Source organism: Pseudomonas sp. FGI182 (assembly GCF_000511325.1).
Lineage (GTDB): Bacteria > Pseudomonadota > Gammaproteobacteria > Pseudomonadales > Pseudomonadaceae > Aquipseudomonas > Aquipseudomonas putida_Z.
Window position 1 is genome coordinate 4,663,736 of the sequence record NZ_CP007012.1, and the last position, 21,839, is coordinate 4,685,574.

At 62.1% G+C, this 21,839-nt stretch carries 14 protein-coding genes; 9 read left to right on the plus strand and 5 right to left on the minus strand.

Features of this window, described 5'->3' with window-relative positions:
• Positions 1-104 precede the first annotated feature (104 nt).
• Positions 105-707 carry a peroxiredoxin gene (locus tag C163_RS20505; RefSeq protein WP_003254945.1) on the minus strand — a complete coding sequence of 201 codons (603 nt, stop codon included), beginning with the start codon at positions 705-707 and terminating at the stop codon, positions 105-107.
• Between the two features lie 224 nt (positions 708-931).
• Here C163_RS20505 and C163_RS20510 point away from each other — a divergent pair, with 224 nt between their 5' ends.
• Positions 932-1,150 (plus strand): bacterioferritin-associated ferredoxin, encoded by a 219-nt coding sequence (locus C163_RS20510; RefSeq protein ID WP_003254947.1) that lies wholly within the window; start codon positions 932-934, stop codon positions 1,148-1,150.
• Positions 1,151-1,351: 201 nt separating this feature from the next.
• Positions 1,352-1,825, plus strand: a complete 474-nt coding sequence (gene bfr / locus C163_RS20515; protein ID WP_003258014.1) for a bacterioferritin — start codon at positions 1,352-1,354, stop codon at positions 1,823-1,825.
• 57 nt (positions 1,826-1,882) lie between these two features.
• Here bfr and grxD read toward each other — a convergent pair whose 3' ends face one another.
• Positions 1,883-2,218: a Grx4 family monothiol glutaredoxin gene (grxD, locus tag C163_RS20520; protein ID WP_003254949.1), complete on the minus strand. Its 336-nt coding sequence runs from the start codon at positions 2,216-2,218 to the stop codon at positions 1,883-1,885.
• 91 nt (positions 2,219-2,309) lie between these two features.
• Positions 2,310-4,418 (minus strand): molybdopterin-dependent oxidoreductase, encoded by a 2,109-nt coding sequence (locus C163_RS20525; protein WP_025340391.1) that lies wholly within the window; start codon positions 4,416-4,418, stop codon positions 2,310-2,312.
• 397 nt (positions 4,419-4,815) lie between these two features.
• On the opposite strand from C163_RS20525, the gene argF reads away from it, so the two are divergent.
• Together argF and C163_RS20535 are read left to right on the plus strand one after the other, a co-directional pair.
• Positions 4,816-5,736: an ornithine carbamoyltransferase gene (gene argF / locus C163_RS20530; protein WP_013973960.1), complete on the plus strand. Its 921-nt coding sequence runs from the start codon at positions 4,816-4,818 to the stop codon at positions 5,734-5,736.
• The gene (locus C163_RS20535) at positions 5,733-6,842 is read left to right on the plus strand and encodes an ABC transporter ATP-binding protein (RefSeq protein WP_025340392.1); all 1,110 of its coding nucleotides are present in this window, start codon (positions 5,733-5,735) and stop codon (positions 6,840-6,842) included. Before argF ends, C163_RS20535 begins: the two co-directional genes overlap by 4 nt.
• Before the next feature lie 122 nt (positions 6,843-6,964).
• Here C163_RS20535 and ybaK read toward each other — a convergent pair whose 3' ends face one another.
• Positions 6,965-7,435: a Cys-tRNA(Pro) deacylase gene (gene ybaK, locus C163_RS20540; protein WP_016713736.1), complete on the minus strand. Its 471-nt coding sequence runs from the start codon at positions 7,433-7,435 to the stop codon at positions 6,965-6,967.
• A gap of 304 nt (positions 7,436-7,739) precedes the next feature.
• Here ybaK and C163_RS20545 point away from each other — a divergent pair, with 304 nt between their 5' ends.
• From C163_RS20545 to glpD, 4 genes are all read left to right on the plus strand, one after another.
• Entirely contained in the window at positions 7,740-8,591 is an 852-nt protein-coding gene (locus tag C163_RS20545; RefSeq protein ID WP_025340393.1) for an MIP/aquaporin family protein, read from the plus strand.
• A gap of 51 nt (positions 8,592-8,642) precedes the next feature.
• A complete protein-coding gene (gene glpK / locus C163_RS20550) occupies positions 8,643-10,142 on the plus strand; it encodes a glycerol kinase GlpK (RefSeq protein ID WP_015271569.1) in 1,500 nt (499 codons plus the stop codon).
• 275 nt (positions 10,143-10,417) lie between these two features.
• A complete protein-coding gene (gene glpR / locus C163_RS20555; protein WP_025340394.1) occupies positions 10,418-11,173 on the plus strand; it encodes a DNA-binding transcriptional repressor GlpR in 756 nt (251 codons plus the stop codon).
• Between the two features lie 252 nt (positions 11,174-11,425).
• Positions 11,426-12,958 carry a glycerol-3-phosphate dehydrogenase gene (glpD, locus tag C163_RS20560; protein WP_025340395.1) on the plus strand — a complete coding sequence of 511 codons (1,533 nt, stop codon included), beginning with the start codon at positions 11,426-11,428 and terminating at the stop codon, positions 12,956-12,958.
• A 74-nt stretch (positions 12,959-13,032) separates the two neighbouring features.
• Here the strand turns inward: glpD and C163_RS20565 are convergent, their stop codons facing one another.
• The gene (locus C163_RS20565; protein ID WP_025340396.1) at positions 13,033-17,361 is read right to left on the minus strand and encodes an NEL-type E3 ubiquitin ligase domain-containing protein; all 4,329 of its coding nucleotides are present in this window, start codon (positions 17,359-17,361) and stop codon (positions 13,033-13,035) included.
• Between the two features lie 209 nt (positions 17,362-17,570).
• Between C163_RS20565 and C163_RS20570 the strand changes: the two genes are divergently transcribed.
• Complete coding sequence (locus tag C163_RS20570; RefSeq protein ID WP_025340397.1) at positions 17,571-21,725, plus strand: NEL-type E3 ubiquitin ligase domain-containing protein; 4,155 nt, start codon at positions 17,571-17,573, stop codon at positions 21,723-21,725.
• Positions 21,726-21,839: the final 114 nt, after the last annotated feature.

A 21,839-nucleotide genomic window follows, 5' to 3' on the forward strand; every position in this document is an offset into this window, starting at 1 on the left:
GGCCCGTGGGGTACCTGTGGGAGCGGGTTTACCCGCGAAGAGGCCGGCATAGGACGGCACAAAAAAACCGGCCACAAGGGCCGGTTTTTTCATGCACGCGGCAATTACAGCTTGCCAGCGTTCTCGCTCAGGTAGGCAGCAACGCCTTCCGGCGAAGCGTTCATGCCTTTGTCGCCTTTTTTCCAGTTGGCAGGGCAGACTTCGCCGTGCTCTTCGTGGAATTGCAGGGCGTCGACCAGGCGCAGCAGCTCGTCCATGTTGCGGCCCAGTGGCAGGTCGTTGACGATCTGCGAACGGACAACACCGTTGGTGTCGATCAGGAAGGCACCACGGAAGGCCACGCCGCCTTCGGACTCGACGTCGTAGGCCTTGCAGATTTCGTGGGTCATGTCGGCAGCCAGGGTGTATTTGACCTGGCCGATACCGCCGTTGTTGACCGGGGTGTTACGCCAGGCGTTGTGGGTGAAGTGCGAGTCGATCGACACGCCGATCACTTCCACGTTGCGCGCCTGGAAGTCAGGGATGCGATTGTCCAGGGCGATCAGCTCGGACGGGCAGACGAAGGTGAAGTCCAGCGGGTAGAAGAACACCAGGCCGTACTTGCCCTTGATGGCCGAAGCCAGGTTGAAGCTGTCGACGATCTCGCCATTGCCCAGCACGGCCGGAACGGTGAAATCGGGGGCTTTCTTACCAACGAGTACGCTCATTGTAATCTCCTGATGAGGGTGAAAAACCGTTTGCCGGGCCAGACGGGCTTGCCCGACATCCAACAAAGGCCGACCATCATACACGGCTTCTGGTGACAGGCCGACTCCAACGACGAAGCAACCGCCGGTCGCTCAAGCACGCCCCTTTCAGAAACTCCTTTGACAAGCATTCTCATTAACATTAAGCTCCACCCCATCGAGCCCACCAACGATGGTCAGCCTTTATGTATGTGTGTCTTTGTGTCGGCGTTACCGACGGACAGATCCGCGATGCGATCTATGAAGGATGCTGCAGCTACAAGGAAGTGCGAGCCGCGACCAATGTCGCCAGCCAGTGTGGCAAATGTGCCTGCGTGGCCAAGCAGGTGGTCCGCGAGACCCTGACCGAACTCCAGGTCAGCCAGGCAGCCCTGCCCTACCCCGTGGAATTTACCGCAGCCTGAAAACCCAGAATTCCAAGAACCGGACCTTGCGTCCGGTTTTTTTATGCCCGCAATTCAATAAGTTAGCGCTCCAACGCGGTTCACAAACATTCTTATTTCCATTAATTTTCACTTATTATTCAAGAACTTAGGTTTGACACACCTAAGTATCGGGCTCAAACTTCACTGTATTGGCACACTTCTACAGGGCAGGAACCCGACATGAAAGGCGACGTAAGCGTCATCCAGCATCTCAACAAGATCCTCGGAAACGAGCTGGTCGCGATCAACCAGTACTTCCTGCACGCACGCATGTACGAAGATTGGGGCCTGAACAAACTCGGCAAGCACGAGTACAAGGAATCCATCGACGAGATGAAGCACGCTGACAAACTGATCAAGCGTATTCTCTTCCTCGAAGGTATCCCCAACGTCCAGGACCTGGGCAAGCTGCTGATTGGCGAGCACACCAAGGAAATGCTCGAGTGCGACCTGAAGATCGAACAGAAAGGCCTGGTCGACCTGAAAGCAGCCATCGCCCATTGCGAAACCGCTGGCGACTTCGGCTCGCGTGACATGCTCGAAGACATCCTCGAGTCCGAGGAAGAACACATCGACTGGCTGGAAACCCAACTGGGGCTGATCGACAAGATTGGTATCGAGAACTACCTGCAGTCGCAGATGGGCGAAGAATAAATATTCGCCCCATGAAAAAACCCGCGATCAGCGGGTTTTTTCATGCTTGCCGGAAATTCAGGCCTCGGAAGCCTTGGCCTTCGCAGCCGCTTCCTTGATCAGGGTCTGCAGCTCACCCTTCTCGAACATTTCCAGCATGATGTCGCTGCCGCCGACCAGCTCACCGGCTACCCACAGTTGCGGGAAGGTCGGCCAGTTGGCGTACTTTGGCAGGTTCGCACGGATTTCCGGGTTCTGCAGGATGTCGACGTAGGCGAACTTCTCGCCACAACCCATCACGGCCTGCGATGCACGCGCAGAGAAGCCACACTGCGGGGCATTCGGCGAGCCTTTCATGTAAAGCAGAATGGTGTTGTTGGCAATCTGCTCTTTGATCGTTTCGATGATATCCATGTAGCACCTCGGCTGAACTTTCCGACGCGGTCGTCGGCACGGTGACGCATTGTAACGGAAAGCCGAGCAGCATGCTCGGCCTTACCGTTCCTTACGCGGCTTCTACCTGCACGGGTACGCCATTGAGGACGGCATTGCCGGAAACCTGATCACGCAGGCGCTCATCGGTGAGGTCGTTGGCGCTCACGCCAGGTTGCGCCTGGGCGGTCTGCATGTGCACGCCCCGACGAGAGTGACCGAAGCCATGGGGCAGGCTCACCACGCCCGGCATCATGTCCTCGCAGGCCTGCACCTCGACTTCAAGCTCCCCGGTACGCGAGCGGATACGAACCCGCTGGCCGTCCTGCAGCTGCCGCTGCTGCAGGTCCTGCGGGTGCATCAACAACTGATGTCGCGGTTTGCCTTTCACCAGCCGATGAAAATTGTGCATCCACGAATTGTTGCTGCGTACATGGCGACGGCCGATCAGCAGCAGTTCGCCCGGCGCCGGAGGGGCTTGTTGCGCCAGCCGACCCAGGTCGTCCAGCAGCACCTGGGGCGCCGCTTCGACAGCCTTGCTGGCAGTCGTCAGGCGCGCTGCGAGGTTGGCGCGCAATGACCCCAGGTCGAGGCCATGCGGGTGCTCGTCCAGCGCTGCCAGCGACAACTGCCAGGGTGTCGCTTCACCATAGCGCCCCTTGCGCAGGGCTAGGTCGATCATCTGCGCTGGCGCCCAGGTCGGCTTCAATTCCAGCTCGGCGCGCTTGGCGAACGCTTGTGCCAGCCCGACGAAAATCTCCCAGTCATGCAATGCCCCTTCGGGCTTGGCCAGGATCGCCCGGTTGAAGCGGGTCACGTTGCGCACGGCCAGCAAGTTGAACGTGGAGTCGTAATGGTCGTTTTCCAGCGCCGAGGTGGAGGGCAGGATCAGGTCGGCATGGCGGGTGGTTTCGTTGATGTACAGGTCGATGCTGAGCATGAACTCCAGCCCCTCCAGCGCCACGTCCAGCTGGCGGCCGTTGGGCGTGGACAGTACGGGGTTGCCAGCCACCGTCACCAGCGCGCGCACCTGCCCTTCGCCGGGTGTCAGCATTTCCTCGGCCAAGGCCGCCACGGGCAATTCGCCGCCGTACTCGGGCAAGCCCGACACCCGGCTCTGCCAGGCGTTGAAATGGCCACCCGAGGTGGTCGCCACCAGGTCGACGGCAGGCTCGGTGCACAACGCGCCGCCTTCACGGTCAAGGTTGCCGGTCACCAGGTTGATCAGTTGCACCAGCCAGTGGCAAAGGGTGCCGTAGGCTTGGGTCGAAACCCCCATGCGGCCGTAGCACACCGCCTTGTCGGCCGCAGCGAAGTCCCGTGCCAGCTGGCGAATGTCTGTCGCGGCAATGCCACAGTGCGCGCTCATGGCCTCCGCGCTGAACGGCGCGATCGCTTCGCGCACCTGCTGCAGACCCGCGACCGGCAAGTGCGAGCCGCGCGCCAGGCCTTCAGCGAACAGGGTGTTGAGCAAGCCGCACAACAAGGCCGCATCCCCTCCAGGGCGAATGAACAGGTGACTGTCGGCCATCGCCGCCGTTTCGCTGCGCCGCGGGTCCACCACCACCAGGCGCCCACCCCGGGCCTGCAGCGCTTTCAGGCGCTTTTCCACGTCCGGCACGGTCATGATGCTGCCGTTGGAGGCCAGCGGGTTGCCGCCGAGGATCAGCATGAAACCGGTCTGGTCGATGTCCGGGATCGGCAGCAGCAGGCCATGGCCGTACATCAGGTGGCTGACCAGGTGCTGCGGCAACTGGTCCACCGAGGTGGCAGAGAAGCGGTTGCGGGTTTTCAGCAGGCCCAGGAAGTAGTTGCTGTGGGTCATCAGGCCGAAGTTGTGCACGCTCGGGTTGCCTTGGTACACCGCCACGGCATTGCGCCCATGGGCCTGCTGGATCGCCCACAGCCTGTCGGCGGCCAGGGCAAAGGCCTCGTCCCAGCCGATGGCCTGCCAGTGCTCGCCCACCCGCTTGTGCGGTTGGCGCAGGCGGTCGGGGTCGTTCTGGATGTCCTGCAGGGCCACGGCCTTTGGGCAGACATGGCCGCGGCTGAACGGGTCCTGGGGATCGCCCTTGATCGAACTGATCAGCGCCCGCCCGTCGTCGTCATGGCTGACTTCGATGTTCAGCCCACAGATCGCTTCGCACAGGTGACAGGCACGGTGATGCAGGGTCTTGGTCATGGCCGCCTCTGCCTTGTTGTCGTGGAGGATGTGTAGAGGGTTGTCGAACATCGACTATGCTCCCGGCCCCCGCCGCCGGCCAGCGCGCTTCGCGGCGTGAATCCACCGACATCAGGCACACGATTTGCGACAGCCATTTGCCAAATTGCCGGCAAGCCGTGTACAACCTTCTGTAGCAAATAAAAAACAGCACTGCCCGTCGGGTAAAGACACCCTTTGCAACACCCTTTGGTACTGGGCAGCTGTTTCCCCTCTTGGCTTCAGGCGACATTTACTTATAGTATTGCGCCTTTCCCTATTTCGTCCGCCCCCGTGCGGCTTACGCCGCAGGTCACTCCCGTTGTCAAAAAAAACCATACGGTCGACCTGCATACCGTTGCAGATAAGGTAGTCAATCATGAGCGCTAGGCACTTTCTCTCCCTGCTGGACTTCACCACCGACGAATTGCTCGGGGTGATCCGCCGCGGCATCGAGCTGAAGGACCTGCGCAAGCGAGGCGTGCTGTTCGAGCCGTTGAAGAACCGCGTGCTGGGCATGATCTTCGAGAAGTCCTCGACCCGTACCCGCGTGTCGTTCGAGGCCGGCATGATCCAGCTCGGCGGCCAGGCCATCTTCCTGTCCCCGCGCGACACCCAGCTGGGCCGTGGCGAGCCGATCGGCGACAGTGCCATCGTGCTGTCGAGCATGCTCGATGTGGTGATGATCCGTACCCACGCCCACAGCACCCTGACCGAATTCGCCGCCAACTCGCGTGTGCCGGTGATCAACGCGCTGTCCGACGAGTCGCACCCGTGCCAGCTGCTGGCCGACATGCAGACCTTCCTCGAACATCGCGGCTCGATCCAGGGCAAGACCGTGGCCTGGATCGGCGATGGCTTCAACATGTGCAACTCGTACATCGAGGCAGCCAGGCAGTTCGACTTCCAGCTGCGCATCGCCTGCCCGGAAGGCTACGAGCCGGACCCACGCTTCATGGCCATTGGTGGTGACCACGTGCAGATCGTGCGTGACCCGAAGGAAGCCGTGCGCGGCGCCCATCTGGTGACCACGGATGTCTGGACTTCCATGGGCCAGGAGGAGGAAACTGCACGGCGCCTGGCGCATTTCGCGCCTTACCAGGTCACCCGCGAACTGCTCGACCTGGCGGCACCCGACGCCCTGTTCATGCACTGCCTGCCAGCCCACCGTGGTGAGGAAATCAGCCATGACCTGCTCGACGACCCACGTTCGGTCGCCTGGGACCAGGCTGAAAACCGCCTGCATGCACAGAAGGCCCTTCTCGAATTCCTTGTAGAACCGGCTTACCACCACGCATGAGTCAACCCCTACTGCTCAACCTGCGCAACCTGGCCTGCGGCTATGGCGACCAGCGCATCGTCCAGAACCTCAATCTGCACCTGAACGCAGGCGACATCGGTTGCCTGCTGGGTTCATCCGGTTGCGGCAAGACCACCACCCTGCGCGCCATCGCCGGTTTCGAACCCGTGCACGACGGCGAGATCCAGCTGGCTGGCGAGGTCATTTCCCGGGCTGGCTTCACCCTGGCCCCGGAAAAACGCCGCATCGGCATGGTGTTCCAGGATTACGCGCTGTTCCCGCACCTGACCGTGGCGCAGAACATTGCCTTCGGCATCGCCAAGCACCCGCGCCAGGCCGAGGTCATCGAAGAGATGCTCGAGCTGGTCAAACTGGGCGGCCTGGGCGGGCGCTACCCGCATGAACTGTCCGGCGGCCAACAGCAACGGGTCGCCCTGGCCCGTGCGCTGGCACCGGAGCCGCAACTGCTGCTGCTCGACGAGCCATTCTCCAACCTCGACGTGGAGCTGCGCCGGCGCCTGAGCCATGAGGTTCGCGACATTCTCAAGAGCCGCGGCACCAGCGCCATCCTGGTGACCCATGACCAGGAAGAGGCCTTTGCCGTCAGCGACCAGGTTGGCGTGTTCAAGGAAGGCCGCCTGGAGCAGTGGGACACGCCCTACAACCTTTACCACGAGCCGCAGACGCCGTTCGTGGCCAGCTTCATTGGCCAGGGGTATTTCATCCGTGGGCAGATGATCAGCCACGAAGCGGTCAATACCGAGCTGGGTGAACTGCGCGGCAACCGTGCCTACATCATGGCGCCGGGCAGCTCGGTGGATGTGCTGCTGCGCCCTGACGATATCGTCCACGCACCGGGCAGCGCGCTGCAGGCGAACATCGTCGGCAAGAGCTTCCTTGGGGCATCGACCCTGTACCGCCTGCAGTTGCCGACCGGCAGCCAGCTGGAAGCGATCTTCCCTAGCCATAACGACCATCAGGTCGGTGAGGATGTGGGGATTGCGGTCAAGGCCGATCACCTGGTGCTGTTCCCGGTGCCGGGCAGCGTGGCGGCGCAGTTGCCGCGGCAGGAGAACGGGGTGCGCCGGTACAGTTCGGCGACCTGATTCGAAATTTTGGGGCCGCTCTGCGGCCCATCGCGACACAAGGCCGCTCCTACAAGGGTACGTATTCCCCCCTGTAGGAGCGGCCTTGTGTCGCGATGGGCTGCAAAGCAGCCCCAGAAATCTCAGCCCCGACCAATCCCGGCAAACTTGCCCTGGGTGTGTTCCGCCAGCACCGCGGCCGCCAACTCCACCTCCAGCCCACGCCGCCCGGCGCTGACATGGATGGTTGCAAAGTTCTGCGCCGAGTCATCGATGAAGGTGCGCAGGCGCTTCTTCTGCCCCAGCGGGCTGATCCCGCCCACCAGGTAGCCCGTGGCCCGCTGCGCAACCGCCGGGTCGGCCATCTCGCACTTTTTCACCCCGGCAGCATGGGCCAGGGCCTTGAGGTCGAGCGTACCCACCACAGGCACCACCGCCACCAGCAATTCACCCTTCTCACTGCTCGCCAGCAAGGTCTTGAACACCTGCTGTGGGTCGAGACCGAGCTTTTCCGCCGCCTCCAGGCCATATGACGCCGATTTGGGGTCATGTTCGTAACTGTGCACACGATGCTCGGCACGGTGTTTCTTCAACAGGTCTAGGGCGGGGGTCATGCGGGGGCTCCGGTCGGGGACAGCTCGGCGGCTACTTTAGGACAATTCCCACACCGCAGCCAGCGCACCGCAACTGCGCGCCTCTAGTACGCGGATCCGCACCTGAAATCAGCATCCAGATCGTGACCGACCGTTCACTTTCGACCTTTGACATCAGCGTTTCTTGTCTATATTTTTTCGTTTCTGAATAAATGGTGCACTTTTAAGGTGCATTTCCTACATCTGCCCGGGGTCAACGGGGATAGACTCCAGGCTTTGCTGTCGAGCGCCACGCGCCTCACAACAAAAAAAAACGAGGTCATACATGACGACTGCTCTACGCCAACCCGCGCTGTCCAGCCAATGCCTGGCCGAGTTCCTCGGCACTGCCCTGCTCATCTTCTTCGGTACCGGCTGCGTCGCCGCGCTCAAGGTCGCGGGCGCCAGCTTCGGCCTATGGGAAATCAGTATCATCTGGGGCGTGGGCGTCAGCATGGCGATCTACCTCACCGCCGGTGTTTCCGGCGCGCACCTGAACCCTGCGGTGAGCATCGCCCTCACCCTGTTCGCCGGTTTCGACAAGCGCAAGCTGCCCTTCTACATGCTGGCCCAGGTATGCGGCGCATTCTGTGGCGCAGCGTTGGTCTACACCTTGTACAGCAACCTGTTCTTCGATTTCGAACAGGCCCACGCCATGTTGCGCGGTAGCGAAGCCAGTCTGGAACTGGCCTCGGTGTTCTCTACCTATCCGCACCCATCGCTGTCCACCGGCCAGGCGTTCCTGGTCGAAGTGATCATCACCGCCATCCTGATGGCCGTGATCATGGCCCTGACCGACGACAACAACGGCCTGCCGCGCGGCGCCATGGCCCCGCTGCTGATCGGCCTGTTGATCGCCGTGATCGGCAGCGCCATGGGCCCGTTGACCGGCTTTGCCATGAACCCGGCCCGCGATTTCGGACCAAAACTCATGACCTTCCTGGCCGGTTGGGGCGAAATCGCCTTCACTGGCGGTCGGGACATGCCTTATTTCCTGGTTCCGGTGTTCGCACCGATCCTTGGCGCCTGCCTGGGTGCCGCGACCTATCGCGGCCTGATCGCCCGCAACCTGCCAATGGCAGCCGCCGTGAACCCTGAGACAAATGACAATCGCCAGGGCGATACTCAAGTCAACTGACACCGGCATCACGCCCAGCCCTGAACCCCTATTTTCGCAAGGCCTACGACCATGACAGACACCCAGGATAAGAACTACATCATCGCCCTGGACCAGGGCACCACCAGTTCGCGGGCCATCATTTTCGACCGCGACGCCAATGTGGTGGGTACCTCCCAGCGCGAATTCGCCCAGCACTACCCGCAAGCGGGCTGGGTCGAGCACGACCCGATGGAAATCTTCGCCACGCAGAGCGCGACCATGGTCGAGGCCCTGGCCCAGGCGGGCATCAGCCACGCCCAGGTCGCCGCACTGGGTATCACCAACCAGCGTGAAACCACCGTGGTATGGGACAAGGAAACCGGCCGCCCGGTGTACAACGCCATCGTCTGGCAGTGCCGCCGCAGCACCGAGATCTGCGCCCAGCTCAAGCGCGACGGCCATGAAGACTACATTCGCGAAACCACCGGCCTGGTCACCGACCCGTACTTCTCCGGCACCAAGCTGAAGTGGATCCTCGACAATGTCGAGGGCGCCCGTGAACGCGCCGAGCGCGGCGAACTGCTGTTCGGCACCATCGATACCTGGCTGATCTGGAAGTTCTCCGGCGGTAAGGTGCATGTCACCGATTACACCAACGCCTCGCGCACGCTGATGTTCAACATCCACAGCCTGCAGTGGGACGACAAGCTCCTGGAAATCCTCGGCATCCCACGGCAGATGCTGCCCGAGGTACGCCCTTCCTCCGAGGTCTACGGCCACACCAAGAGCGGCATCGCCATTGCCGGTATCGCCGGCGACCAGCAGTCGGCACTGTTCGGCCAGATGTGCGTGGAGCCGGGCCAGGCCAAGAACACCTATGGCACCGGCTGCTTCCTGCTGATGAACACCGGCGACCAGGCGGTGAAGTCGTCCCATGGCCTGCTCACCACCATCGCCTGCGGCCCGCGAGGCGAAGTGGCCTACGCGCTGGAGGGCGCGGTGTTCAATGGTGGTTCCACCGTGCAGTGGCTGCGTGACGAACTGAAGATCGTCAACGACGCACTGGATACCGAATACTTTGCCAGCAAGGTCAAGGACAGCAACGGCGTATACCTGGTGCCTGCCTTCACCGGCCTGGGTGCCCCGTACTGGGACCCGTATGCCCGTGGCGCACTGTTCGGCCTGACCCGTGGCGTGAAGGTGGACCACATCATCCGCGCTGCTCTAGAATCGATCGCCTACCAGACCCGCGATGTGCTCGACGCCATGCAGCAGGACTGCGGCCAGCGCCTGTCCGAGTTGCGCGTGGACGGCGGTGCGGTGGCCAACAACTTCCTCATGCAGTTCCAGGCCGACATCCTCGGCACCTGCGTGGAGCGGCCGAAGATGCGCGAAACCACGGCGCTGGGTGCGGCCTACCTGGCAGGCCTGGCCTGTGGCTTCTGGAGCGGCCTGGACGAACTGCGCGACAAGGCGATCATCGAGCGCGAGTTCAGCCCGCAGCTGGATGAAACGCAGAAAGAGAAGCTGTATGCCGGCTGGAAGAAGGCAGTCGACCGTACCCGTGACTGGGAAGATCATGAGGCCTGATCCTGCCTGACAGGCGCTACACCACGTGTAGGAGCGGCCTTGTGTCGCGAAAGGGCCGCGAAGCGGCCCCAGCAACATTTGCTATGACGCGAAAATCCTGGGGCCGCTTCGCGGCCCTTTCGCGACACAAGGCCGCTCCTACAAAAAGCGCCAGCGCAGGCCACAAAATCGATGCAGGGCATTCGTCCCCGCGGCCGGCCCGATAGTCTACTGGTCGTAGTCCGCGTCCTACGGCATCATTGCAGCATTTGTCCGGCAGCCCCAAAGGACCGCCCATGAATCTGCCCCCTCGCCAACAACAAATCCTCGAACTGGTGCGCGAACGCGGTTACGTCAGTATCGAAGAAATGGCGCAGCTGTTCGTCGTCACACCACAAACCATCCGCCGTGATATCAACCAGCTGGCCGAGCTCAATCTGCTACGCCGCTACCACGGGGGCGCAGCCTACGACTCGAGCATCGAGAACACCGCCTACGCCATGCGCGCCGACCAGATGCGTGACGAAAAGCAACGCATCGCCGAAGCCGTGGCCCGGCAGATTCCCGACCATGCCTCGCTGTTCATCAATATCGGCACCACCACCGAATCCATCGCCCGGGCGCTGCTCAACCACAACCACCTGAAAGTCATCACCAACAACCTGCACGTGGCCGCGATCCTTGCCGCCAAGGACGATTTCGAAGTGCTGGTGGCAGGTGGCACGGTGCGCCGTGATGGCGGTGTTGTCGGCCAGGCCAGTGTCGACTTCATCAACCAGTTCAAGGTCGACTTCGCCCTGGTGGGCATCAGCGGCATCGACGAAGATGGCAGCCTGCTCGATTTCGACTACCAGGAAGTGCGGGTGTCCCAGGCGATCATTGCCAATGCCCGTCAAGTGGTCCTTGCCGCCGACTCCAGCAAGTTCGGGCGCAACGCCATGGTGCGCATGGGCTCGATCAGCCTGGTCGACTGCCTGGTGACCGACCAGGCGCCAACCCCCGCCCTCACCCAGCTGCTGAACCAGTACAAGATCCGGCTTGAGGTGGTTTGAGGGCTGACAGGCGCATGCCGCGAGGTTTGTCGCGCCTGTGAGATCGAGCGTCGCCCGCGCCGCGCTCGATCCCACAGACGCCACACTTTTCAAACCGATCATCCAAAATTTTCGTAAATGTTCATTTCTTTGTCATCTGATCAGTTTTTTCTATAAAGACTGACTGGCGACCGGCTTTCTGTTGCGCTAGTATTTTCGAAAACGAACATCAATGTTCATATTCGATGTGAACAGCCCCAGGAGGCCTTGCCCGTGTCCCAGCCCGTTTCGTCCCAGCCCCCAGTCGCCGACTGCTATGACCTCGCCGTGATCGGCGGCGGCATCAATGGCGTGGGCATCGCTGCCGACGCCGCCGGGCGTGGCCTCAAGGTATTCCTCTGCGAAAAGGACGACCTGGCCCAGCACACCTCGTCGGCCAGCAGCAAACTGATCCACGGCGGCCTGCGCTACCTGGAACATTACGAGTTCCGCCTTGTGCGTGAAGCCCTGGCCGAGCGCGAAGTGCTGCTGGCCAAAGCCCCGCACATCGTCAAGCCGATGCGCTTCGTGCTGCCGCACCGCCCGCACTTGCGCCCGGCCTGGATGATTCGCGCCGGCCTGTTCCTCTACGATCACCTGGGCAAGCGCAAGCGCCTGGGTGCTTCGCGCAGCCTGCGCTTCGGCCCTGGTTACCCGCTCAAGCCTGCAATCAGCCGTGGCTTCGAATATGCCGACTGCGCGGTGGACGACGCCCGCCTGGTAGTGCTGAATGCGATGGCCGCACGGGAAAAAGGTGCCCATATCCATACCCGTACCCGCTGCCTGCGTGCGGAGCGTGTGGATGGCCTGTGGCAGGTGGAGTTGCAGCACGCTGACGGCCGCCTGCAGACCATTCGCGCCCGCGCCCTGGTCAATGCCGCCGGGCCGTGGGTGGCCAGCTTCATCAAGGATGACCTCAAGCTCGATGCCCCCTACGGCATCCGCCTGATCCAGGGCAGCCATATCATCGTGCCGCGCATGTACGAAGGCGAACATGCCTACATCCTGCAGAACGAGGACCAGCGCATCGTCTTCTGCATCCCGTACCTGGAGCGCTTCACGCTGATCGGCACCACCGATCGCGAATACAGCGGCGACCCCGCCAAAGTCGCGATCACCGAGCAGGAAACCGATTATCTGCTCAAGGTGGTCAACGCCCATTTCAACCACCAGATCAGCCGCAGCGACATCGTGCACACCTATTCCGGCGTGCGCCCACTGTGCAACGACGAATCGGACAATCCGTCCGCGGTAACCCGCGACTACACCCTGGCGCTGTCCGCCAGTGAAGGGCAAGCGCCGTTGCTCTCGGTTTTCGGTGGCAAGCTGACCACCTACCGCAAACTGGCCGAGTCGGCCATGGCCGAGCTCAAGCCACACTTCCCACAGATGCGCGGCAGCTGGACCGCTGGCGCGCCGCTACCAGGTGGTGAGCAGATGACCACGGTGCAGGCTCTGGTCGATGCGGTGCTGGCGCGTTGTGGCTGGTTGCCGGTCGATATCGCCAGGCGCTGGGTGCTGACCTATGGCAGCCGCGTATGGCAGTTGCTGGATGGCGTGCAAGGGCCGGAAGACCTGGGCCAGGCCATTGGCGGTGGGTTGTTCGGCCGGGAGGTGGACTACCTTGCACACAACGAATGGGCATGCAGCGCTGAAGACATTCTCTGGCGTCGCACCAAGCTGGGCCTGTTCACCAGCACCGGCGAGCAACAGGCGCTAGCAGACTATCTGCAACGAGAGCAGCAGGCGCGCACCCAAGCGGCGTGACCGTGGCCTGCCCGCACCCACGGAACGGCGAGCAAGCCGTCCGTGAGTGCGCACCGGGTGCGTAACCGCTGCAGTCACAGGTTCAACCGGTCATAAGCTTCCCTGGCCAACGTGCTTATCAAGTCACGTTCGGCAACCTGATAATCACTCATGACCGTCCTGCCGCGTTGTACGTGGGTCCATTCATCGATGCGCTGCGCTGCCAGGTCCGCCTCGATCTGTTCCAGGCGCAGGTCGAAGCGCTGCCGCACCTCGTCGAAGCGACCCGGGTAACGCTGGCGCACATGCACCTCCCAGAACGGGCGCTGGGCGAGCGAGACGATCAGGTCCTCTCGGTTTTCCATTTCCAGCACACTATTCTGAACGCTGCGCAGGTCCTGCTCGGTGACTCTCGCGAATTCTTCGAAGTGCATCGTGTCCGGCACGATTGGCAGGTCAAGCGGCTGTCGCAGGCGCAGCCTGAAAAAAAGCCTCGTTTCGATATCGTCCACGATCGACGCATCCCCTCTGCGCAACTGCCTGATATGCGCGACGGCGAACCGGTCGACGGCATCCAGGCGAGCCAGTTGCCGCCCCAGACGAACCAGCCCTCCTTCCAGTTCCGCTGGTGGAACACGGCTGCTCACCCGCTCCGCCAGCAAGCTCAACTCCAGTTGCTCCAGAATCAACAGCATCTGGTCTTCGCAGGTGCGGGGGGACGAGGCCTCGGCAAACACCCGCAACCGCAGCTGTTCATGTTGCTCGCATGCCTGAAGGATGCGCCAGATGCGTTTACGGAAATAACCGGGATGTTCATGAAAATCGTCGCTGTCGAGGAAGTCCGCAAGGAACTGGAACAGCCCTTGCGCATCGGGCTCCTGATGTAACGACTCCCACAATGCGGCCTTGGGCGCTTTCAATGCACCGTCTTTGCCGACCCAGGCATCGCGGACAGCCTGGTCAACAGCACGATGGCGGAACGAGCCACCACCCCTGCTGCCGGCGCGGTCAACACCGGCAGCCCGATCAAGCGCGGCCTCGCCCTGGGCATCGAGCGGGTTGTCGTGCAGGCTGAGCGACTGCAATCGCTCGCCCAAGCCGTTCAGTTCCTGGCGCAACTGGCGAATACGGTTTTCCCTCAAGTCCACATGCCCACGCAGGATCACGTCCGCGGGCGTCGTCTCCAGGCCTGCGTCGCGCAGCCGAACATCAGTAAGTTGGTGCAAGCCGGTCAGCACAGGCGCGCGCCCCAACGGGTTGTGGCTCAGGTCCAGCATCGCCAGCCGCCCCAGGCTGGCCAGGCGCCGTTCACTGGCGACATTCATCACGATACGGTTGCCGGAAAGGTTCAAACGCAGCAGACGCGACAGTCGCTCGAGCCCGACAGGCACTTGCTCGAGACGATTGCCACCGAGGTCCAACTCGATCAGGTTGCCGAAACGTGACAGGAAGTCTGCACCGACTTCGCTCAGGTTCATGTTGCGCAGCACCAGCCTGCTGACGTGTCCGAAATCCAGCCCAGCGGGCAGCACCGGCAGGGAGCCAAGCCGCTCTCCGTCGATTGTCAGAACATATTCGCCGGCGTGATTGGTTATTTTCCGCCGCCAGCTTCGCCGTACCTGCCGGGCCACCCTGCGTCGCCTGGCATACTCAAGTACCCCTGGAGCCTCGGCGCACCAACCATGCAATGCCTCCCGCAACCGGGAAAGCTGCTGCTGGAGCTGGCTGAAGTGTTCCCATAGCCCTGTCGAGTGTTGCATGAGCTCCGCCAGGTAGGCGTCCATCTGCTCATCGGTCAACGTCGGGAAAACCTGGTGAATACCGCTTCTGATTGCCTGCCGGCTGCTTTCGGCACGGCCACTGAGAGGGTAACCGATGCGCCCGTCGGCAAATCTGTGCACCGGGCGCAGCCCCTGCCCGACCGGCGCCAAGCCGATCAGCCGCGCGGCCCGTTCACGGTCGGCAGCGGCCAGGGTAGCCAGGGAATCACGCAGGCCCTGCTCCCCTTCGATACCGCCGAGCAACCCTTTCTGATCGTCCTCGAGCAGGCGCAGCAGCACTTGTGAAAGCTCCAGATTCTGGCTGGCAGCGTCAGCAAGATGGTATCCCTGCTCGCCTCTGACGATGCAACGCACGTCAGCAGCTTGCTCGGCACCGAAAGCCATCAAGAGCCGGCCATTTAGCTGCGCCTCACGCAGCTCCACGCGAACCGATTCCGGCCACGGGGCAGTTTGCGATACAAGCCCCAACGCCAAGGCCTCGCTGTCTGCATTGGCCGCGCGCAGCAGGCGTACGCCGGCGCAGGCCCGATCGAGACGAGTGTCATGCAGTAGCCAGCGCGCACGTTCCGCCAGCGCCAGCGGTACTCGCCGACCTTGGGCCAGGTTATCGAGTTGCACACCAGAAGCCTGGCCAAGCAACTCGTCCAACGCGTGCGCAGACAACGTGGGGAAGTCACGCACAAGCACGGCAGCTGCCTCGGCACTGGGCTTGGGTTGGCGCTCGGTGAAGACGCGATCAAGCGCTGCCCCCCGTAACAATGGCATCTGCTCATGCAATTGATGGAACTCGAAGGCGTCCAGCAAACGGCTCGGAGCCGGAGCATTCTCCACACGCAGCCGGCGAAGCTGCTCCAGCTTCAGGCCGGTGATCTGCAACAGCTGGTGCGCCGTTTCATCAGGCACTTCTGCCAGGCTCGCCGCCAGGCGCCGCATCAGGCGAGCAGCGCCCTGCCAACGCTGAGGCTGCTCGAGCGCATGATGCCAACCACCGCCGTTGTCCTCCACCCACGGCGCAAATGCCTCGGCGCGGTCCGGGTGACGAATACGCGGTATCCCGTCCTGCGGATCGTCCCAGACCTGAAAGGCCGACTCTTCACTGCGCAGCAGACGGTAATCGGAAGCGCCCCCAGCGTCGGCCAATTTCGCCTCGGCAGCATCCACGCCATATCCTTCGAGACTTGGCGAACACAGCCTTACCTTGCCCAAGCCATCAGATAACGGTACGAGGCCATCGACGAAGGCGACTCGCTTCAAGCCTTGGATCACTGCCGCGCCGCCCTTGGCAAGGAGCAGACCGGTGGCGACGTTTTCCGCCACACCAAAAAGGTGGTCCAGCGCGCCCTCGCGATCCCCGATACGCCAGTCCTGGTAGCCCTCATAGACTTCAGAAGCCACCTGCACCGCAGCCACCGCCAGCAATGCCTCCCCAAGCACCGGCACGAACAGGCCCGCCAGGTTGAGCAGGTCCAACCCCAGTGATGCATAGGCATTGAACCGCTCGTTGCGCGCCTGCTGGTCTTCGTCGCCCGTGGGCACGGCGAGCAGGCGGGCATCGTCGTAGATCTTGCCTATCTGCAAGCGTCGCAGGTGGACGTACAGCGGTTCACTGACAGCCAGGTGGCGACCGTCGAGCTCGATAGCCGAACCCGCCCTCTTCGCCAGGCGCTCGGTCAACAGGGTAAAGAAACGGCCTCGGTCCCGCTCACTGACAAACCGAGCGAAGAATGCACGGTAGCCCGGGCTCTGCAAACGAACGGCCAGTGCAGCGTATAGTGCTTGCCAGGTGGCAAACCGAGCGACAGGGGTGATCGGATCGCCGGGAATCCAGGCAATGACCCCCTCGATACCATCGCCGCCTGCCTGTGCCACCTCAAGGGCCACTACACCGCGGATGCATTTCCCCAGCAGATAGAGCTGCCGCGCCGTGGTCACCTGGGGCAATGCCGGCACCACCGGGGTTTCAGCCAACAATGGCAACAGTTGCAGATAGCTGCGTTCGTCCAGCGCGCCCTTGAACAAAGCCATGTACACAGCGACCTGAAAATGCGCGCGCTGATTGTCTTCGAACAGTTTGTGTACCTCGCGCTCGGCCTGCCCCGGCGCGGCACCTTGCGGATCACTCGGTTTCAGGCAGGTATCGAGCTTGGCCTGGTATCTTCCACCCACGTCCAGTTGCCTGCACAGCTTCGCGAACACCTCGAACTTCAATGGCAGCCTCCTGCCATTCCCGTCCAGGAAATAGGCTTTCCGCAGGGAGTCAGCCTTTGTCTCGTTTACGTGATAGTTGTGCAGCGCGGCGGTCAACAAATTGCGTGTAGACCAACTGACAGGGTATGCCTTGCGTATCCCCGGTTGCACGGATGGCTGGAACTCCGATTCCTGCTGGAACACCTGCCAGCGCCACGCCTGCTCATTGCTGACCCCGGCTTGCTGCAGGCCAGCGGTAAGCAGTTGCCGGGCAAACGCTTCCAGCGATGGAATCTTGTGTAGCACCTTGCCCAGGTTGCGGGTGGTCTGTTCCTGTTGGCGCAAGGCCTTCAGGAAAGTGCTCCGTCGGTCGGCTGGGGCATGGGTGAGCCAATCGGGCAACTGGCGGGCAATCAGCGTATCGATCGAGTCAGGGGGGAAATCAACGGATGTCATGTGGTGTCTCCAGCGGCAATGGGCGGCCACCTCAACACCTGCGCACCGGGCATGGGCGCTAGATAATGCTCATGGATCAAACCTTGGTTTCCCGGCTGGCCGTCATCGCCCCTGCCGGCACCGCAAACAGCTCAAGCAGCACTATCTACCGCCAAGCCAGGTTCCCAGCGTGATGCTCTGGTGGCTTTTTCAGCCCTGGAGATCACCACGTGCCGCCCATCGAAAGTACCCCGTCCGACTCCATCGACCACCTGATCGCGCAGCAGCTTCCTGACTGGTTGACCCGCGCGGATGCACAGCACCGTGAAGCCTTTCGCGAGGCCTTGAGCGAACAGCAGCAAGCAGCCGACAGCCTCAAGCATCTGCTTGCCTCGATACCGGACATTGAACAATTCGCCGTCCCTCTGCTCGAAGGCGCCTTGCTTGCAGAAGGGCTTGGGGAGATCGACCCTCGGTCCACCTACGTGGTCATCAGCGAAGCGTTTCAGTTGCCATCTGCTGCAGAAAAGCTCTACCAACCCACCATTACCTACACCACACGACAGAGCCTGCTAGCCGCCGCGCTACACAACTTCGAAGCACACGAAACCCAGCCCTGGTGGCTGCGCAAGGCGCATCTGGTAGACGAAAAGGGCAGGCGCCTGGCGATGACGTTCGAGCGCTTTGCCAGCCTGTGCCGCACGCTGGACATCGGCGGACGATACCAAGCCCTTCTGAACCGCATCCTCAAACCCAGAGCAGGCCGAGGCCAACCAGCGGATCAGGCGCAAATCAAGGTGGAACAGCAGTTTCAGCGCGGTATTCGTTCGCGCATGCGAGCCGCGCTTCATGAAGGCAGGCTCAAGGGCCAACTGGATGAGCAGGATCTGCTGCGGTTGCTACCGGTGCTTGCGACCCCTGCCCAGCCGGTGCATGGCAAAGGCAGCCTGATCCCGCGCCAACTGTATGTGCTGGGCAAGTGCATGGTCGGCATCATCGCGCTCGAATGGCGACCGCTGCCAGATTCCGCCCTCGATGAGATCATCGTCTGGATCCCTGATGACCCTGACCGAAGCCTGCGTTTCTACGACTCGTGGCGCGAGCTCTACGACGACCTTGCCAGGCGCCTTGAACACCGGTCGTTCCAGACCTTTTTGCGGCGTTTCGTCAAGGCGCAGGACAGGAGCGAGTTCGACCAGGCTCTCTCGCGGGCTTTGGCTGCATCGAAGAAGGAGCACGCCCCGGAACTAGACGGGCGCAACCTCGCCGTGAGCGGTGATGTGTTCGCACACGTGCAGGCGTTGCTGATCACCAGGATCTTCGACGATGCCGCCTATCTGGCCGTAGCGACCGATCAGGAAGACCGTCTAAGCAGGCACAGGCGCTTGCAGGCCATGCTCAGCGCAGGACTGGACCTGCTGGGGCTGGTTGCATTCGTCGTACCCGTCGTAGGCGACCTGATGCTGGTGCTGAGCGCTGCGCAACTGTTGGATGAGGTCTACGAAGGCTATCAGGACTGGCAACTGGGTGATCGCCAAGGGGCTCTGGATCACCTGTTCACCGTGGCCCAGGGACTGGTGTTCGCCGGTGCCAGCGCAGGCGCGATAAAGGCAATACGGCGGGTACCTTTTGTCGATGGGTTGGCGCCAAGGCCGCTTCCTGAAGGCAAAGTCAAACTGGCTCACTCTCCTCACTACTTCCCAGCCGAGGAAAACGCGTCGGTACTGCTGCAGGGGTTGCAAGGCAACCACCTGGGTGAACTTCAGGAGTCGAGCGCCAGCATGCTGCTGGATGTCACCGGTTTTTCCACGGAGCAGTTACGCCAGCTGTGCCTGGAACACGCCCCGCCGCCAGCGCGGCTGCTCGACATCCACGAACGTATTGCACTGCATACCGACCACCCAGGGCTACGCGGCGCGGCCTTCGAAGAGCAATTGCTCGCCCGTCGCCAAGCTGTTTCCGATGAGCAGAGAACATTGATGAATGCCTTCAGGTATCTCTCACCGAGGGGTGCCCAGGAAATCATCGAGCACAGCAGCTCCTCCCAGCTGGAAAAACTCCAGGCAACCGGGCGTGTGCCGTTGGGCATGGCGGAACGTGCCCGCTGGTATGAGCGGGACAGCCGTATCGACCGGGCTTGCCTTGGCATGCGCCTGGCGGCGCTGGGTACAGCCGACAGCGAAAAACTGGCGATGGGGCTGATCGAGCGCCAAGCACCCTGGCCGGCCGCATTGCGTGTGGAACTGCGTGAAGGTCACCAGAAAGGTCGCCTGTTGTATGCAAGCCCAGATACGCAGAACAGCCAGGTGTCGATCATCGTGCGACAACCAGACGGCTACAGGCTGGCCAATGACGCGAATCACCTGGCCAACGGTACCTTGCTCGAAACGGTACTGCGCACCTTTGACGAGCAGCAGAAAACCAAGCTTGGAAACCGCAATTTGCAGGCCAGGCAGCTCCGTCAGCAACTCCTTGTGGCCGCGGTGCAGGATCGGCAACGCACGGCGGAAATCCTCGGGCTCCCCCGTATCGGTGCCAATCTGCGGCCGCCCAGGCGCTTTGCCGATGGAAGGCTTGGATACCCACTCAGCGGTGGCGGCGAAAGCAGCCGGCAGGCCATTCGCCAAGGCATCCATCAGATCTTCCCGACACTGAGCGAACTGCAACTGGACGCCTACCTGAACGCCGTGCGACAGCGAGGCGAAAACCTGTGGAGCCATTATCAGATGCTGCAACGCCAGCTTGGCGAACTACGCGAGACGCTACGGGCCTGGCAGGCCGACTGGCAGTCGCCGGTCGACGCCATCCGCCGCCGCCGTATCGTCGATGCCCTTCGCCGCAGCTGGCGGCGCAAGCTGGTGGATGGCAACGACCAGTACGAGTTGTTCATAGACGGCGAGTCCGTACCGACACTGCCAGCGTTGCCAGCCGGCATCGAATACGGGCATGTGCGCCGGCTGACATTGCGCGACATGCATCTGGAACACATCGATGCCCAATTCCTCAGGCGTTTTCCCAACATCGTCGATCTGGACCTCAGCGGCAACCGGCTGACCCAGGTGCCCGAGGGTATCGAAAGCCTTACCCAGCTCCGACGCGTGAACCTTGGCAACAACCGGATCACCCTGGACCAGACGGCAAGCAACCGCCTGGCCCAACTGCAGCGCCTCGATACGTTGATACTGAGCTACAACCCGCTCAATGGTTTGCCTGACCTGTCGGCGTTGCCGCATGTGCGTGACCTGCAGCTGCGCGCCACGGGCCAGGCAGACATCAGCCAGATTCACCAGTTGATAACGATGCGCGCCCATGTCGATCTGCGCGACAACAGGATCAGCGAGCTACAGCGGGAAATGCGCGGGCTGCGCCTGCGTCTGCAGCGTCTCAACCTGCACGACAACCCCTTGAGCGAAAGCAGTATCGAGTACCTCGACGAAGCGCGCGGCGTCACCGATGCCGGTGGCAGGGGCAGCGCCAGCTACACACATGGGGTGATCGACGAGGACACCCGCGCCAATTGGGTAGCGTCCAGGAACGAGCTGCTCCGCGCTCAACGCGAGGCAGCCTGGGACCGCCTGATAGAGGAGCCTGGTTCGGCAGGCATGTTCCGGTTCCTGGCCGACTTCGCCCAAAGCGAGGACTTCCAGGACAATCCTCGCCATTATCGTCGGCGCGCCTGGCATATCCTGGAAGCCTGCGAAAACAACGAAGCGCTGCGTGAACAGCTGTTTCGCGAGGCCGATGGACCACGCAGCTGCGATGACCGCCTGCTGCTGATGCTCAACCAGATGGAGGTCGGCGTCATGGCCTATCAGGGCGTCGAAGGCGTACCTGCTGCAAGGAGAGAGGCAAGCTTGCTGCACCTGGGGGAGCAGTTGCATCGTCTCGACCTGCTGGATGCCATTGCCAATCGCCATGTCCAGCGCTTGCGCCAGGCAGGGCGCAGGCCGGATGAAATCGAAGTCCGCCTGTTCTATCGCTTGCGCCTTGCAGACGCCCTCGACCTGCCAGTACCGCCCGATGAAATGCATTTCGCTTCGTACGCGCATGTGACGTCCGCAGACCTGAATGATGCGCAACTGGAAGTGCTTGGCACCTACGAGTCGTTACCCATGCTGGATGCGCTCGCCGCCCGCCCCTATTGGCAGACCTACCTGCGTGAAGCCTATGCGGAGCGTTTCGAGGCGATGGCCGGGCCTTACCACGATCGGATGGAAGCGCTCGAAGCGCAGGCCACGGCGGGCCAGGAAGGCGACTACGAAGACCGTGCCAGAACACTGATGCACGAGCTGGCGGCAGAGGAGTCGACCTTGATTCGCCGTTTGACGGCCGAGGCGTGGGCACGTGCCAGGTTGGCTGACGTGGACCGCCCGCTTCAGCGCTGATCCTCGAACGCTGCCCCGGTCAGGCTGCCTGGACCGTGGCCTGACCGGGTTGGTTGCGGCAGCGTATGACGAGATATGCGTTCGGATTTCCGAATGACCGAAAACAATTCGTTC